A 13,629-nucleotide genomic window follows, 5' to 3' on the forward strand; every position below is an offset into this window, starting at 1 on the left:
TCGAGGGATTCGCCTCCGATCCCCGACGTCGGATAACGGGACGACGCTCTCTCGGTCCCGGACCCGACTTACAACTCGCCTGCCGCCGCCAACCGCCTGATTTCGGCCGCGCGCTCGCGGATCGCCTCGCGCTCGTCGTCGTCTTTGTCGTCCCAGTGGGAGTAGACGAGCCCCATCCGGTGATTCGATCGGAGCCGGGACTCGTTGCGGCCGAGGAAGTCCCAATACAGCGCGTTGAACGGGCAGGCCCCCTCGCCGGTCGTCTTCGTCTTGTAGTAGGGGCATCCCGAGCAGTAGTCGCTCATGCGGTCGATGTAGTTCGCCGAGGCGGCGTAGGGCTTCGTCGACAGCGAGTCGGTCCCGAAGGTCCCCATCCCGACGACGTTCGGCGTCGTCACCCAGTGGTAAGCGTCGACGTAGCCTGCGTGGAACCACTCGTTGAGCTGCTTCGGCTCGACGCCGAACGTCGTCGCGAAGTTCGAGAGGATCATCAGCCGCTGGATGTGATGAGAGTACCCACGCGCTCGGACGCCCTCGACTGCGTCCGCGAGGCACGCCATCTCCGTCTCGCCCGTCCAGAAGAACTCCGGGAGGGGTTCGCTCGCCTCGAGGGCGTTCGCCTCGGCCATCCCCGGTTCGCGGCGGTAGGCGTGGCGGACGAACTCCCGCCAGCCGAGCACCTGCCGGACGAACCCCTCGACGCTCTCGATCGGGGCGTCGCCGTCCTCGTAGGCGTCGATCGCGGCTTCGATGACCTCGCCGGGCCGGAGCAAGCCGACGTTGAGACTCGAGGAGACGAGCGCGTGGTTCATCGACCACTCGCCCTCTAGCATGGCGTCCTGGTAGGGGCCGAACGCCGGGAGGCGCTCCTCGACGAACGACGACAGCGCCGCCCGGGCTTCCGCGCGCGTGACGGGCCAGAAGAAAGGCTCGGGGTCGGCCCACCCGGTCCCGTAGGGCGGGCCGTCGTACCTCTCGTCGCCGTACGTCGACGCGACCCACTCGGCGACCGCCGCCGTCGTCTCGTCGGGGTCGAACCGCGGCGGCTTGGGCGGGTCGTACCCCTCGTCGGGGAACTCGCGGTTTTCGTCGTCGAAGTTCCACGCGCCGCCGAGGGGGTCGTCGTCGACCGTCAGATACCCCGTCTCGCGGCGCATATGCCGGTAGAAGTTCTCGTGGCGGTACGGCGGGTCGCCGTCGGCCCACTCGTCGAACGCCTCGGGCGAGCACAGAAACCGGGGGTCCGCCCGGAACGCGACGGTGCCGCCGCGCGCCTCGACGAGTTCGCGGAGTCGGTCGGTCGCGCCGTGGGCCGACCGCCGCGTCGTGAGGAGGTGATCGCCCGGGTGGGCACTAAAATGGGCGTCGAACCCCTCGGCAAACGTGTCGACCTCGCGATACTCGACGGTGTACCCCTCGGCGCGGAGTTCATCGCGGAAGTGCCGCATCGCGCTGAACACGAGCGTCAGTTTGTGGGGATGATAGGGTTTCCGGCGGGCAAACTCGCGGGCCTCGATCATGAGGACGCGGGGGGACTCGCCGTCGGTCGACAGCGGACCGAACCGCGCCAAGCAGTCGCCCAAAACGAGGACGGTCATAGCCACACAACGGGCTGTACGGACATAGTTGTACGGTCGACGGCCACAACCGTCGACCGCGCACGACCCCCCAATTCTGCCGTTCGTGGGCCCGTCTATCAGTGAAGCGTTGACATAGATCAACGGGCATTTATGTGTATCCGGTACCAACGCCGCAGTTGTATATGAAAGAGTTCAGTCGACGTCGGTTCGTCATCGGTACCGCTGCTACGGCTGCGACGGGCGCGCTCGCAGGCTGTTCGGGCAACGGTGGCGGCAACGGCAACGGCAACGGAAGCGGCAACGGCAACGGCGACATGGACGGCAACGGTGGCGGCAACGGCGGCGCCGAAGGCCCCGAGGCCCGCGCGGAAGCGTTCGTCAGCGACAACGACGCGAACCAGTATGAGAACTCCCTCGAGGACATGACCGGGCAAGACGAGGTCGTCATCGAGACGGGAGCCGGCGACAACGGCTTCTCCTTTAGCCCCTCGGGCGTGGTCGTCTCCACCGGGACGAACGTCGTCTGGGAGTGGACCGGCGAGGGCGGCGCACACAACGTCGTCTCAGAGGACGGCAGCGACTACGAGTTCGAGAGCGAACTCACCGGCGAGGCGGGCTACACCATCGAGCAGACCGTCGACGAGGCCGGTGCGGTCCTCTACGTCTGCATCCCCCACCGCGCGCAGGGTATGTACGGCGCCGTCGCCGTCGTCGACGAGTAACGCTCCCGACACGACACCCGCGTACTTTTATTCACCACCCCCTAGCCACTGCCGTGGAACGAATCTCGGATCGCGTCTCGAACCCCTTCGGTATGCGGGCTCCCGCCGAACCGGCAGTGTACGGCTACGGCGACGTCAACGCCGACTTTCACGTGATCGGTGCCGACGCCGAGACCCACGGCGGCGCGGAGACGAGCGTTCCGTTCACCCGATCCGCCGCCGGCGAACGGATACAGCCGGTTCTCCACGCCGTCGACTTCGCCGCCGAGCCCTACAGCGACCGTCCCGACCTCGAGAACTGCTATCTTTCGTATCTCCGACTCGCGCCGGGCGATCCGACAGACGTCGAGCGCTATCTCGACGCCGAGCTCCGGGCGTTGAACGCCCACATTCTGCTTCCGGTGGGCGACGATCCGCTGGCGTACGTGCTTCGGGAATTCACGACGCAGGCGCGGTCGCTTTCCGCCGACGCCGAGCGCCTGCACGCCACCGAAATCCGTGGCCGGGGGTTTCTGGTCGTCCCGGTCGGGGAACCGACGGCGTGGGAGTCGGGCGACGAGGCGGCCCTCGTCGATCGCCTCGAAGCGCTCTTGGACAGCGATTACCGCCAGACGAAAGGCGTCGCGACGCGGATCGGCTGAGCCGGGGGGCCGCCCGGAACGGCTCCCGTCTCCGCGGTACTCACTCGGCGACGACGAGCAACGCGGTGTTTTCGCGCTTGTCGGAGTACTCGCCCCCGGCCGGTGGCTTGACGTCGAACTCGACGGTCCCGTCTCGTTGGTTCGGTCGGAGCTCCGGCGAGAGCTCCAGTTCCGCGACCCCCTCCTCGTCGGTCGCCGCCGTCTCCACGCCGTCGAGCCGCGCCGACCCGCCGCGGGCGATGACCGTCGCGTCGGAGACGGTATGGCCGTCGGGATCCACGACCGACACCTCGACGGTGTGATCGCCCGGCTCGACTACCTCCGGTTCGGGCTGGACGTCCAATTCGGTCACCGCGAGCCCCGAGATCCCCGACAGCATGTTCATCATCACCGATAGGCTCGCGACCCCGACGACCAGGGCAATGACGAGTCTGACCGGCAGGCCTTCGATACCTCGCGTGTCCGCGGCGAATCGCCGTCTCCGTCCCATGGGCCGTCTGGCCCCGTCTCGGTATTTAAATTCTCGCGTCGGTCGCCGCGCCCTGGACCGACCGGCCACACCGGGGCCGACCGAACCGCAAGCTACCTGTGACAGCCGACAGAGGCCACGGTATGGAACGACGGGCGGCCCTCCTCGTCGCGGCCGGCGGGTTCGCGGGAGCGGTGAGTCGTCACGGCGTCGCGGTTGCGCTCCCGGCCGGGGATCCGTGGGGTACCCTTGCAGTCAACGTCGCCGGCGCGTTCGTCCTCGGGGCGGTCGTCTACCGGACGCGGCTGGTCGGGCGGCTCTCCGAGCGGACGCGGCTCGTCGTCTCGACAGGCTTCGTTTCCTCGTTTAGCACCTACAGCACGTTCGCCGCGGAGACCGTCTCGCTCGATCCGGCGGCGGCGGCGCTCAACGTCGTTGCCAACTACGCGCTCGGGTTTTTGGCCGTCCTCCTCGCCAGGGGGGTGATCCGGTGGCGCTCGTGAGCGCGCTCGCGGTCGGGGTCGGCGGCGCGGCCGGCGCGGTCTCGCGGTACGCCGTGGGGCTCGCGATCGAGCGCCGCGCCCTCGACACCGCCGTCGTCAACGTCGCCGGGAGCTTCCTGCTCGGGGCGCTCGTCGCCGTCGACCCCTCCGGCCCGGCGGCGCTCGCGCTCGGCGTCGGCTTCTGTGGCGCGTTCACGACGTTCTCGTCGTTCGCCGTCGAGACCGTCCGTCTCGCCGAGGACGAGGGCGTCCCCGCGGCGGCGGCCAACGCGGCGGGGACACTCGGGGCCGCGCTGGTCGCAGTGCTCGCGGGGATGGCGCTGGTCGGGGTGCTGTAACCGCTTTCTCGTTTCCTTAGCCGTCGACGCTCACGCGTCGCATCTCCGCCTCGAGATCGCGAGTGCTCATTTCGCTTGCGGTCCGGTCCAGGTCACACCGCAGCCGCTCGAATTTGGCGTTCAATTCGGCGTACGACTCGCTGGCGTCGAGTTCGTACGCGCTCTTTTTTGCCTCGAGAGCGGCCCGTTTCGACGCCAGCGCGAAGAGCTCCTGGAGCTTTTCGCTGTACTCCGTCCGCGTCAGGAGCGATCCGACGACGGCCTCGATCTCCCGCCGCTGGACCGGCTTGACCAGGTACTCGTCGAACCCCATCTCGATGATGTCGAAGTCGGGATCGACCGCGGTCACGATCGACACCCGGCAGTCGTACTCGTCGTCGGCTCTGATCCGCTCGAGCACTTCTTCGCCCGGAACCCGCGGCATCAACCGATCGACCAGAGCGACGTCGATGCCGTCGTCCATCGCTTCGATCCCGTCTCTGCCCCCGTACGCGGTCCGTACGTCGTACTCGCCGCGGAGCCACGCGGCGTATAGATCCGCCAGTTGGCGGTCGTCGTCGACGACGAGGACGGTGGGTTCGTCGTCCATCATGGGCTCCCCATATGGCGTCTTATGGAGGGTCAATAAATACCGTTCGGGGCGTTTTGGACCGCCGAACGAGGTCACAATTTAAATACACGACGACAACGACCTAGGGACAGTGGGGTCGCGGGGGCGGTCCCTGTGTGGGCGCGTCTCGCGGGGGTCCCGGGCGAGCAGTTCATCGGTGAGCCGGCGGACGGTCTCCGCGTGGGTTCCGGCGTGGGTTCCGGCGTGGAGGCGGCTCCGACGGAGCTGAGCGCAGGTTCTGACGGATCCGAAAGTAAAACGAGCGGCAGACGGGTCAGGCAGCGCGTCGTTCCTTCGCCTTCGGACGCAGCTTCTTGTAGCCGCACTTCCGGCAGCTGTCGGCGCGTTTCGGGTTTCGGGCGTTACAGCGCATACAGATCATCTTGTCGAGAATGCGCTCTTCTGCTTCCTCGAAGCTAGCCATACTCGACACGAGACCGCCCTCGCGGATAAAGCTAACCGTTCGGGGGCGCTCACGGCCGATCGCGGCCGCCGGCTGTGGCTGTCGCCCTCGCCGTCCGGTCACCCGCCGCCCGTTGCCCCGCGACGAACAAAGCCTTTAGTCTGGACGGTCTACGGACGACAAATGGTACTCGACGATCTGGGCAGTTCCCTCCGGGGGACGCTCGATAAACTACAGGGCAAGACGACCCTCTCCGAGGACGACGTCGAGGCGATCGTAAAGGAAATACAGCGATCGCTCCTGTCGGCCGACGTCGACGTCGACCTAGTGATGGCGCTTTCGGACTCGATCCGCGAACGGGCCGTCGAGGAGGAGCCGCCGGCGGGGACGACCGCGCGCGATCACGTTCTCAAGATCGTCTACGAGGAGATGGTCGAGTTGGTCGGCGAGTCGACCGACCTCCCGCTCGAGGAGCAGACGATCGTACTGGCCGGCCTCCAGGGGTCGGGCAAGACCACGACGGCCGCGAAGATGGCGTGGTGGTTCTCGAAGAAGGGCCTCCGGCCGGCCGTGGTCCAGACCGACACGTTCCGCCCCGGCGCTTACGAGCAGGCCAAGGAGATGTGCGAGCGCGCGGAGGTCGAGTTCTACGGCAACCCCGACAACGACGACCCTGTCGACATCGCCCGGACGGGCCTCGAAGAGACCGCGGACGCCGACGTCCACATCGTGGACACGGCGGGCCGACACGCCCTAGAGGAGGTGCTCATCGACGAACTCGAACGAATCGAGTCCGTCGCCGACCCCGATCGGAACCTGCTCGTCCTCGACGCCGCGATCGGTCAGGGCGCGAAGGACCAAGCCGAGCGCTTCCACGACGCGGTCGGCATCGACGGCGTCGTCATCACGAAACTCGACGGGACGGCGAAGGGTGGCGGCGCACTCGCCGCGGTCGATCAGACCGACTCCTCGATCGCCTTCCTCGGCACCGGCGAGGAGGTCAAGGACGTCGAGCGCTTCGAGGCGTCGGGGTTCATTTCCCGGTTGCTCGGGATGGGCGATCTCAAACAGCTCTCCGAGCGCGTCGAGCGCGCGATGGCCGAAACCCAGGCGGAGGAAGATTGGGACCCCGAGGACCTCATGCAGGGGGAGTTCACCCTGAAGGACATGCGAAATCAGATGAACGCGATGAACCGGATGGGACCGCTCGACCAGGTCCTCGATATGATCCCCGGCCTCGGCGGTGGTATCAAGGACCAGCTCCCGGAGGACGCGATGGACATGACCCAAGAGCGGCTTCGGGACTTCGAGGTCATCATGGACTCGATGACCGATGCGGAGCTCGAACACCCCCGCGCGATCGGCCAAAGCCAGATCGAGCGAATCGCCCGCGGCTCGGGCAAAGACGAGGAGACTGTCCGGGAACTGCTCGAACAGCACAAGATGATGAGCCAGATGATGAAGCAGTTCCAGGGGATGGGCGAAGGGGATATGCAACGGATGATGAAACAGATGGGCGGCGGTGGCGGTGGTGGTGGCGGCGGCGGCCTCGGCGGGATGGGGCCGTTCGGCGACTAGATGCGCTCCGTCCCCGGATCCCGGGCTGTGTCGGCTCGCGCTTTCGAAGTCCCGGGACGGCGGGCGGTGTCGACCCCCGATCGGCGGGGCTGCTTCCAAACGGTTATGGCGATCGGCCATAAGATTGAACTAGCCGATGTCGACCGAGAACGCGACGATTTTGGCCGTCGACGACGAACGAGGGCTTGTCGATATCTATCGAACGTGGTTCGACGGTACGTACGACATCCGAACCGCTTTCGGGGGCCGGGAGGCGCTCTCGACGTTCGACGATTCGGTCGATCTCGTGGTGCTCGACAGGCGGATGCCCGGCGTCTCTGGCGACGAAGTGCTCGAGGAGATACGCGAGGCGGACCACGGCTGCCCGGTCGTGATGGTGACCGCAGTCGAACCGGACGAGGGGATGATCGAACTCCCCTTCGACGAGTACGTCGTCAAGCCGATCGACAAAGAAGAGCTCCTCGAGACCGTCGAACGGACGCTCGCACAGGCCTCCGACGACACCGCGAGCGACGTCCTCGACGCGCTCGGTGACGAGAAGGCCCGCCGCTGCTGTACCGTCATCAACGGCGACGCGAAGAGCGCACGCGAGATCGCTAACCTGACAGGCTACTCGCTGCCGACTGTTTACCGCCGGCTCAACACGCTCCGGCAGGCCGGCCTCATCGAGAGCCGGACCCAGATCGATCCTGGCGGCGATCACTACGAGGCGTTCACCACGGTCGCCGAGCGCGTCACGGTCGACCTCGACGGGTTCACCGTCGAACGCGAACCGTCGACAGAGGGACCGGCGTGACCGACGAGGCAGGTGCCCGTCCCGCGGTTCCGGCGATCGGTCCCGTCGAGCAACACGGATAAATCCGCCAAGCTACTACATCGAGTAGTGAAACGCCGCCACCTCCTTGCTGCGTGCGTGCTGCTCGCGGGTATCGGACTCGCTGTCCCGGTCGCTCCGGCTCTCGCGGACGTCCCCGACGCGCGGCTCGTCGTCTCGGACGTGACCGTCACGCCCGAAGCGCCCGAACCGGGCAACACGACGACCGTCGAGTTCACCGTCGAGAACTCCGGCGGGAGCGCGACCGCCGTCGCCGTCGAACGGGTCGCTCTACAGGACCGGGACCGCTACGGGGCCGTCCACGCCGAAGCCGACGACATCGGCTCGCTGTCCGTCGGTGATAGCGTAACGCTCGAACTCGCGACCGCCTTCTCCGAGCCCGGTGTCGAGGAGCTCGAACTCGTCGTCGAGACCGAAACCGAGGCCGACGAGGACGTCACCGTGACCCGCCCCGTGACGGTCGTCGTCGGGGGCGTCGACGCCGCTGGCGTCGAGGACGACGTCCAGATCGACGCCCGGACGGTGTTGCCCTCCGAACTCGAAGAGGACGAGCAGGTCGACGTCGGGCTGGGCGCCGACGCCGGCGGGCTGCTCGGCGACGGCGGCGACGACGAGGACGACCCCGAACTCCGGACGCCGCTCGTCCGCGTCGAGGTGACGAACTTCGGCGAGGGCACGGCCCGTCGAGTCGCCGTCACGCCCTCGACCGGCGAGGGGACGCGGGCCCGGTTGGCGGTTCCGGACGTCGAGCCCGGCGAGTCCGAGACCGTTCTCTTCGACGCCGGCGACATCGCGGAGCCGACGGCGATCGAGTTCGAGGCGGCCTACGAGATCGGCTCCCGACGGAACACCAGCGCGACGACCCTCGAGTACCGTCCCAACCGCGGCGACATCACCGTCACGGACGTCGACATGACCCTCGATAACGGGACCGTAACGGTGACTGGCCACGCCGCCAACGTCGGATTGGGCGAGGTCAACAGCGCGGTCGTCTCCCTCGGCGAGACCGAACACGTCGAGCCGGCCTACCCGGCCCGGGAGTACTTCGTCGGGACGATCCCCGAAAGCCAGTTCGTCCGTTTCGACGTGACCGCCGACGTCGACCACACCAACGCCACGACCGTCCCCGTGACCGTCAGCTACCTCGCCGACGGCGACCCATACGAGCGGACCGTCGAACTGGAGTACGACGCCCACAGCGACTCCGACGGCGACGACGGCTCGGACGTCCCGCTGTCGCTCGTCGGCGCGCTCGTCGGCTCGGCGACGCTCGGGTTCGGGGCGGCGCTCGGCTGGAGGCGACTCCGTGCCCGCGATTGAGCTGCTCGAGGTGACCCGCCGCTACGACGGCGGCGGCGAGACCGTCGTCGCGCTCGATTCGGTTTCGATCGCCGTCGAGCGCGGGTCGTTCGTCGCGGTCATGGGGCCGAGCGGCAGCGGCAAGTCGACGCTTCTGAACGTCGTCGGCCTGCTCGACTCCCCCGACGAGGGGCGGATCTACGTCGACGACGAGGACGTCACCGACGTCGCCGTCGACGAGCGTACGCGGCTCCGGAAGGGCACGATCGGGTTCGTCTTCCAGGACTTCCATCTCATTCCGACGCTGTCGGCGCTGGAGAACGTCGTCGTGCCCACCATCTTCGATCGGGAGCCGAGACGGGACCGCGCCGCCGACCTGCTCGAACGCGTCGGGCTGGGCGACCGGCTCGATCACCTCCCGGACGAACTCAGCGGCGGCCAAAAACAGCGCGTCGCTATCGCTCGCTCGCTCGTCAACGATCCCTCCATCGTGCTGGCCGACGAGCCGACCGGCAACCTGGATCGCGACACCGGCGAGCGGATCCTCTCGGAGCTGACTGCCGTCACCGACGCGGGCGTCAGCGTCGTCGCCGTCACCCACGACCCCGCCGTCGCCGAGTACGCCGACCGCACGATCGAGTTGCGCGACGGGGTGGTCGTCCGATGACCCGGTTGCCGGCGCTGTTCGTCGCCCGGCGGAACCTCTCGCGGAACCGGCTCCAGTCGGCGCTGGCGGCGCTCGGCATCCTCGTCGGCGTCGTCGCCATCGCCTCGCTCGGCATCTTCGGGAACGTCCTCGCGGTCGGGGCCGACGACGCGCTGGGCGACATCGGCACGCAGGTGATCGTCACGCCGAACGCCGACGCCGGCGTCCAGTCGATCGACGACCGGACGGTCACGGAGATCCAACGGGTCACGACGGGGGGCAGCGCTGTCCCGCTGAAGACCGACGGCGGCCTCGTCACGCGCGGTGGCGACTCGGCGGCGGCGACGATCTACGGAATCCGCGAGCCGGACGCGTTGTACACCGCGGCCGACGGCGAGCTCCCCACGCCCCACAGACAGGGCGCGATCCTCGGGGCGGACCTCGCCGACACCCTCGGCGCGCAGGTCGGCGACAACGTCGACGTCACCGGGGACACCTACCGCGTGATCGCCGTCCTCGAACCGGTCGAATCGTTCACGCCGATCTCGCCGAACGACGCGGTCATGCTCCCCGAGTCCGCGGTCAGCGGCGACGGCTACCAGCAGGTGGTCATCGAGGCCGACGGCGGCGCGGCCGCGACGGCCAGCGCCGACGCGATCGAGTCGACGGTCAACGCCCGCGAGGACGTCGTCGAGGTGTTCGAGCTCTCGTCGATTCTCGACGAAATCAACGAGTTCTTTTCGCTTCTGTCGGTGTTCCTGCTCGGGCTGGGCGGCATCTCGCTGTTCGTCGCCGGCGTGAGCATCCTGAACGTGATGTTGATGAGCACCGTCGAGCGCCGCCAGGAGATCGGCGTCCTCCGGGCGGTCGGCGTGAGCCGATCGGAGGTGTTGCGGACGATTCTCTTCGAGGCGACGCTTCTCGGGATCGTCGGCGCCGCCGGCGGCGTCCTGGTGACCGTCGCGCTCGTGGCGGGGCTGTATCTCGCGACGCCCGTCGAGTTGTGGATCGTCCTCGATCCCACCAACGGCCTGTACCTGCTCGGCGCGTTCGCGTTCGGCGTCCTGATAAGCGTCCTCGGCGGTCTCTACCCGGCCTGGACGGCGGCTAACGAGCGCCCCGTCGACGCGCTCCGGGGCTGACCGCATCCCTCATTTAGGCGTGGCCCCTCCGGCCAGCCATGAACGCGACCCGACGGTCGATCCTCGACTCGCTCGCCGAGGGGCCGGTGTCCGGCCCCGAGATGGCTGCCGCGCTCGATATCTCACGGGCGGCGGTCTGGAAGCACGTCGAGGCGCTTCGCGAGGCAGGATTCGGAATCGAGAGCCGCGGCGACGGCTACGTGCTGTCGTCGGTCCCGGAGTTCGGCGCCGGCAGCGTCGAGTACGGCCTCTCGGTCCCCGTCGAGATCGAGTACCACGACTCGATCCCGAACACGAACGACCGGGCCAGGGAGTTGGCCGTCTCGGGGGCCGACGGCGTCGCGGTGCTCGCCGACGAGCAGACCGGCGCACGTGGGCGCCTCGGCCGCGAGTGGACCTCGCCGTCGGGCGGGATCTGGCTCAGCCTCGTCCGGCGCCCCGACCTCCCGCCCGCCCGGGCGCCGATCTACACGCTCGCCGCGGCCGTCGCCGCCGCCGAAGCGCTCCGTGGCGTCGGCGTCGACGCCGAAATCAAATGGCCCAACGACGTGTTGGTCGACGGCGAGAAACTCGTCGGGGTCCTCACCGAGATGGAAGGCGAGGCCGACCGCGTCGAGTGGGTCGTCGTCGGCATCGGGATCAACGCCAACGTCGACGGCGCGGTCGTCCCGGCGGGGGCGACCACGGTTCGCGAACGGGTCGGCGACGTCGACCGCGCGGCGCTGACGCGGGCCCTCCTCGAGCGCTTCGAGGAACTCACCGCAGCGCCCGAGGACGTTCTCCCGGCCTGGCGCGAGGCGGCGGGCACGCTCGGCCGGCGGGTCCGCGTCGAGACACCGGGCGGCGAGGTCGTCGGCGAGGCGGTCGACGTCGAGTTCCCGGGGACGCTCCTCGTCGCCACCGATGACGGCGAGCGGCGCGTCTCCGCGGGCGACTGCGAGCACCTCCGGCCGACGGACGGGTGACCGTCGCCGGGGTCGCGTCCCGAGCGGGTCGATGCGCCGTCTGCGATGCCAGCGCACCCGGGGCGTTCACTCGAGGGCTTCCGTGACCGACGGGTCGGCGGTGATACACCGCTCCTCGGGGGGGTCGAGCGGCTCGGACTCGCCGACTCGGACGGCCATGACGGGGACCTCGGCCGAGCGAACGACGCGTCCGGTGACGGTGCCGAGCAGCTCCCGGTCCGAGTCGAGGCGGCTGTGTGTCCCCATAACGATGAGGTCCGAGTCGGTCTCCTCGGCGTGCGCCGGGATCTCGCGTCCCGGCGGCCCCTCCCGGACGTCCGAGTCCGTTCGGTCGACCGCCGCCCGCTCCTCGGCCGCCACAAGCGCCGCCTCCGCCTCCTCGCGGAGCATCGCGTCGACGCTCTCCCACGGCGTCTCGAGGGGCAGACGCTCGAAAGCCGCCGTCGGGACGACGTAGACGAAGCGAAGCGCCGCGTCGTGGGTCTCGGCGAGTTCCGAGGCCGTGTCGATCACCCGGGCTATCGCCTCTGAGCCGTCCGTCGGAACGAGTATGCTGTCGAACATGGTACCACGTGACGTGGGGCTTCGATAGCCCTCTATAAACCGTTTTCGGCGCTTCGACTCCGCGCGCTCAACGCAGGACGACGTCCGTGACGTCGTTGACGCCCGCCCGCCGGACGACCGCCCGCACCGGATCGTGGCTCCCACAGAGGTTGTCCGAATCGCCGTCGAGGACCACCATACGGGCCGCCCGTCCCGGTTCGATGACGCCGCAGTTCAAACCGGCGAGCTCCGCGCCGCCGGCGGTCGCCATCCGGAGCACCTCCGGCGCGGAGACGTCACAGAGTTTCGAGACGAACGCCATCTCGCGGAACATCGAGGGGCTGTTCAACATCACGTTGTCGGTGCCGAGCGCGACCGTTGTCCGTTTTAACAGCTCTGCGATCGGTGGGACGCCAACCCCGGTTACGAGGTTCGAACGCGGGCAGACGGCGATCGGCACGCCGCGGTCCTCGACCCGCTCGAGGTGTCGCGGCTCCGCGTGGACCATGTGGACGAGAAAGTCCGGATCGAGATCCAGCGCCGGATTGACGTCGGCGGCGTCTCGCTCGCCCGCGTGGATGCCGAACGGCTTGTCGCGCCGTCTGGCCGCGGCCCGTTCGGTCGAGAACTCGCCGTCTCGCGCGCCGCTCGCGCCGTACCCGTCGGCGGCGTCGAGGACGGCCGCGTCCCCCCGGCCCATGACGGACGCCTCGAGGTCGAGCGGTTCGAGCGCCGATTCGAGCGCTGCGACGCCCTCGGTCCCGCCCTCGCGGAACTCGACGAACGCGCCGGTCCCGCCCGAGCGCATGAACCGCAGCGAGCGCCGCATCGACGCGACGAGATCCCCGCGGGAGGCGTCGGCGAGCAGCCGGTGTTTGAGCCCGTCCGGCGGGGCGACGAGGTCGTCGAGCGAGAGCCCGCGGCCGGCTTCCTTGGCGATCGAGTCCCCCAGATGCGTGTGGGCGTTGACGAACGCCGGACAGACGATGTCCGTCGAGTCGGTGGGCGACTCCTCGACCGCGGCGATCTCGCCGTCATCGAGGACGACCCGGCCCTCGGTCGGCTCGTACTCGGGGCCCGCCAGGATCGTTCCGGACAGCTCCATACCCCTCTCACGGTGTCCCGGGTTAACTACTTTTAGCAACGCGTGAACTGCCCCACCCTGCTCGGCCGCTGGCGCGGCTTCGCTGAGGGTGGGACCTCGTCTCTCGACGACGCGCTGTACATCCACAACATCGGACGCACCCGACGAGCTAAATGCAGAAGTGCCTCGGATTTCGTTTCACCGTGGCTGACCGCTCTCGATTCCGGATCCGTCGCCACGATGTAGCCGTCGTTCGGGTCGATCTCGATCG

General features: G+C 68.5%; 16 protein-coding genes. 10 read left to right on the plus strand and 6 right to left on the minus strand.

The window, feature by feature from the left end:
• Positions 1–68 precede the first annotated feature (68 nt).
• A complete protein-coding gene (locus NMLP_RS10515) occupies positions 69–1,598 on the minus strand; it encodes a cryptochrome/photolyase family protein (RefSeq protein ID WP_015410098.1) in 1,530 nt (509 codons plus the stop codon).
• Between the two features lie 164 nt (positions 1,599–1,762).
• Here NMLP_RS10515 and NMLP_RS10520 point away from each other — a divergent pair, with 164 nt between their 5' ends.
• Together NMLP_RS10520 and NMLP_RS10525 are read left to right on the plus strand one after the other, a co-directional pair.
• Complete coding sequence (locus NMLP_RS10520; RefSeq protein ID WP_015410099.1) at positions 1,763–2,302, plus strand: halocyanin domain-containing protein; 540 nt, start codon at positions 1,763–1,765, stop codon at positions 2,300–2,302.
• A gap of 53 nt (positions 2,303–2,355) precedes the next feature.
• The gene (locus NMLP_RS10525; RefSeq protein ID WP_015410100.1) at positions 2,356–2,943 is read left to right on the plus strand and encodes a uracil-DNA glycosylase family protein; all 588 of its coding nucleotides are present in this window, start codon (positions 2,356–2,358) and stop codon (positions 2,941–2,943) included.
• 40 nt (positions 2,944–2,983) lie between these two features.
• Here the strand turns inward: NMLP_RS10525 and NMLP_RS10530 are convergent, their stop codons facing one another.
• Positions 2,984–3,433, minus strand: a complete 450-nt coding sequence (locus NMLP_RS10530) for a DUF7382 domain-containing protein (protein ID WP_015410101.1) — start codon at positions 3,431–3,433, stop codon at positions 2,984–2,986.
• A gap of 122 nt (positions 3,434–3,555) precedes the next feature.
• Between NMLP_RS10530 and NMLP_RS10535 the strand changes: the two genes are divergently transcribed.
• Positions 3,556–3,915, plus strand: a complete 360-nt coding sequence (locus NMLP_RS10535) for a CrcB family protein (protein WP_015410102.1) — start codon at positions 3,556–3,558, stop codon at positions 3,913–3,915.
• Positions 3,903–4,253, plus strand: coding sequence for a fluoride efflux transporter FluC (locus NMLP_RS10540; RefSeq protein WP_015410103.1), 351 nt, complete (start codon positions 3,903–3,905; stop codon positions 4,251–4,253). Before NMLP_RS10535 ends, NMLP_RS10540 begins: the two co-directional genes overlap by 13 nt.
• A gap of 16 nt (positions 4,254–4,269) precedes the next feature.
• On the opposite strand, the gene NMLP_RS10545 is transcribed toward NMLP_RS10540, so the two are convergent.
• Together NMLP_RS10545 and NMLP_RS10550 are read right to left on the minus strand one after the other, a co-directional pair.
• Positions 4,270–4,842, minus strand: a complete 573-nt coding sequence (locus NMLP_RS10545; protein ID WP_015410104.1) for a HalX domain-containing protein — start codon at positions 4,840–4,842, stop codon at positions 4,270–4,272.
• Between the two features lie 295 nt (positions 4,843–5,137).
• Positions 5,138–5,287: a 50S ribosomal protein L40e gene (locus NMLP_RS10550; RefSeq protein ID WP_011321777.1), complete on the minus strand. Its 150-nt coding sequence runs from the start codon at positions 5,285–5,287 to the stop codon at positions 5,138–5,140.
• A 162-nt stretch (positions 5,288–5,449) separates the two neighbouring features.
• On the opposite strand from NMLP_RS10550, the gene NMLP_RS10555 reads away from it, so the two are divergent.
• From NMLP_RS10555 to NMLP_RS10580, 6 genes are all read left to right on the plus strand, one after another.
• Positions 5,450–6,844 carry a signal recognition particle protein Srp54 gene (locus NMLP_RS10555; RefSeq protein ID WP_015410105.1) on the plus strand — a complete coding sequence of 465 codons (1,395 nt, stop codon included), beginning with the start codon at positions 5,450–5,452 and terminating at the stop codon, positions 6,842–6,844.
• Between the two features lie 136 nt (positions 6,845–6,980).
• A complete protein-coding gene (locus NMLP_RS10560; RefSeq protein WP_015410106.1) occupies positions 6,981–7,640 on the plus strand; it encodes a response regulator transcription factor in 660 nt (219 codons plus the stop codon).
• Positions 7,641–7,727: 87 nt separating this feature from the next.
• Positions 7,728–8,999, plus strand: a complete 1,272-nt coding sequence (locus NMLP_RS10565; RefSeq protein ID WP_015410107.1) for a CARDB domain-containing protein — start codon at positions 7,728–7,730, stop codon at positions 8,997–8,999.
• Positions 8,986–9,645, plus strand: coding sequence for an ABC transporter ATP-binding protein (locus NMLP_RS10570; RefSeq protein WP_015410108.1), 660 nt, complete (start codon positions 8,986–8,988; stop codon positions 9,643–9,645). The genes NMLP_RS10565 and NMLP_RS10570 overlap by 14 nt, the downstream gene beginning before the upstream one ends.
• Positions 9,642–10,766 (plus strand): ABC transporter permease, encoded by a 1,125-nt coding sequence (locus NMLP_RS10575; RefSeq protein ID WP_015410109.1) that lies wholly within the window; start codon positions 9,642–9,644, stop codon positions 10,764–10,766. The genes NMLP_RS10570 and NMLP_RS10575 overlap by 4 nt, the downstream gene beginning before the upstream one ends.
• A gap of 38 nt (positions 10,767–10,804) precedes the next feature.
• Entirely contained in the window at positions 10,805–11,731 is a 927-nt protein-coding gene (locus tag NMLP_RS10580) for a biotin--[acetyl-CoA-carboxylase] ligase (protein WP_015410110.1), read from the plus strand.
• A gap of 66 nt (positions 11,732–11,797) precedes the next feature.
• Here NMLP_RS10580 and NMLP_RS10585 read toward each other — a convergent pair whose 3' ends face one another.
• Positions 11,798–12,295 carry a universal stress protein gene (locus tag NMLP_RS10585; RefSeq protein ID WP_015410111.1) on the minus strand — a complete coding sequence of 166 codons (498 nt, stop codon included), beginning with the start codon at positions 12,293–12,295 and terminating at the stop codon, positions 11,798–11,800.
• 67 nt (positions 12,296–12,362) lie between these two features.
• Positions 12,363–13,379 (minus strand): amidohydrolase family protein, encoded by a 1,017-nt coding sequence (locus NMLP_RS10590; protein WP_015410112.1) that lies wholly within the window; start codon positions 13,377–13,379, stop codon positions 12,363–12,365.
• Between the last annotated feature and the right edge of the window lie 250 nt (positions 13,380–13,629).

Origin of the sequence: Natronomonas moolapensis 8.8.11 (assembly GCF_000591055.1) — an archaeon.
Classification (GTDB): domain Archaea; phylum Halobacteriota; class Halobacteria; order Halobacteriales; family Haloarculaceae; genus Natronomonas; species Natronomonas moolapensis.

Coding starts and splice junctions, on each gene's coding strand:
- NMLP_RS10590 (WP_015410112.1), bottom strand. CDS start 13,379: ATGGAGCTGTCCGGAACGATCCTGGCGGGCCCCGAGTACGAGCCGACC.
- NMLP_RS10520 (WP_015410099.1), top strand. CDS start 1,763: ATGAAAGAGTTCAGTCGACGTCGGTTCGTCATCGGTACCGCTGCTACG.
- NMLP_RS10545 (WP_015410104.1), bottom strand. CDS start 4,842: ATGGACGACGAACCCACCGTCCTCGTCGTCGACGACGACCGCCAACTG.
- NMLP_RS10535 (WP_015410102.1), top strand. CDS start 3,556: ATGGAACGACGGGCGGCCCTCCTCGTCGCGGCCGGCGGGTTCGCGGGA.
- NMLP_RS10515 (WP_015410098.1), bottom strand. CDS start 1,598: ATGACCGTCCTCGTTTTGGGCGACTGCTTGGCGCGGTTCGGTCCGCTG.
- NMLP_RS10550 (WP_011321777.1), bottom strand. CDS start 5,287: ATGGCTAGCTTCGAGGAAGCAGAAGAGCGCATTCTCGACAAGATGATC.
- NMLP_RS10555 (WP_015410105.1), top strand. CDS start 5,450: ATGGTACTCGACGATCTGGGCAGTTCCCTCCGGGGGACGCTCGATAAA.
- NMLP_RS10560 (WP_015410106.1), top strand. CDS start 6,981: ATGTCGACCGAGAACGCGACGATTTTGGCCGTCGACGACGAACGAGGG.
- NMLP_RS10580 (WP_015410110.1), top strand. CDS start 10,805: ATGAACGCGACCCGACGGTCGATCCTCGACTCGCTCGCCGAGGGGCCG.
- NMLP_RS10575 (WP_015410109.1), top strand. CDS start 9,642: ATGACCCGGTTGCCGGCGCTGTTCGTCGCCCGGCGGAACCTCTCGCGG.
- NMLP_RS10585 (WP_015410111.1), bottom strand. CDS start 12,295: ATGTTCGACAGCATACTCGTTCCGACGGACGGCTCAGAGGCGATAGCC.
- NMLP_RS10530 (WP_015410101.1), bottom strand. CDS start 3,433: ATGGGACGGAGACGGCGATTCGCCGCGGACACGCGAGGTATCGAAGGC.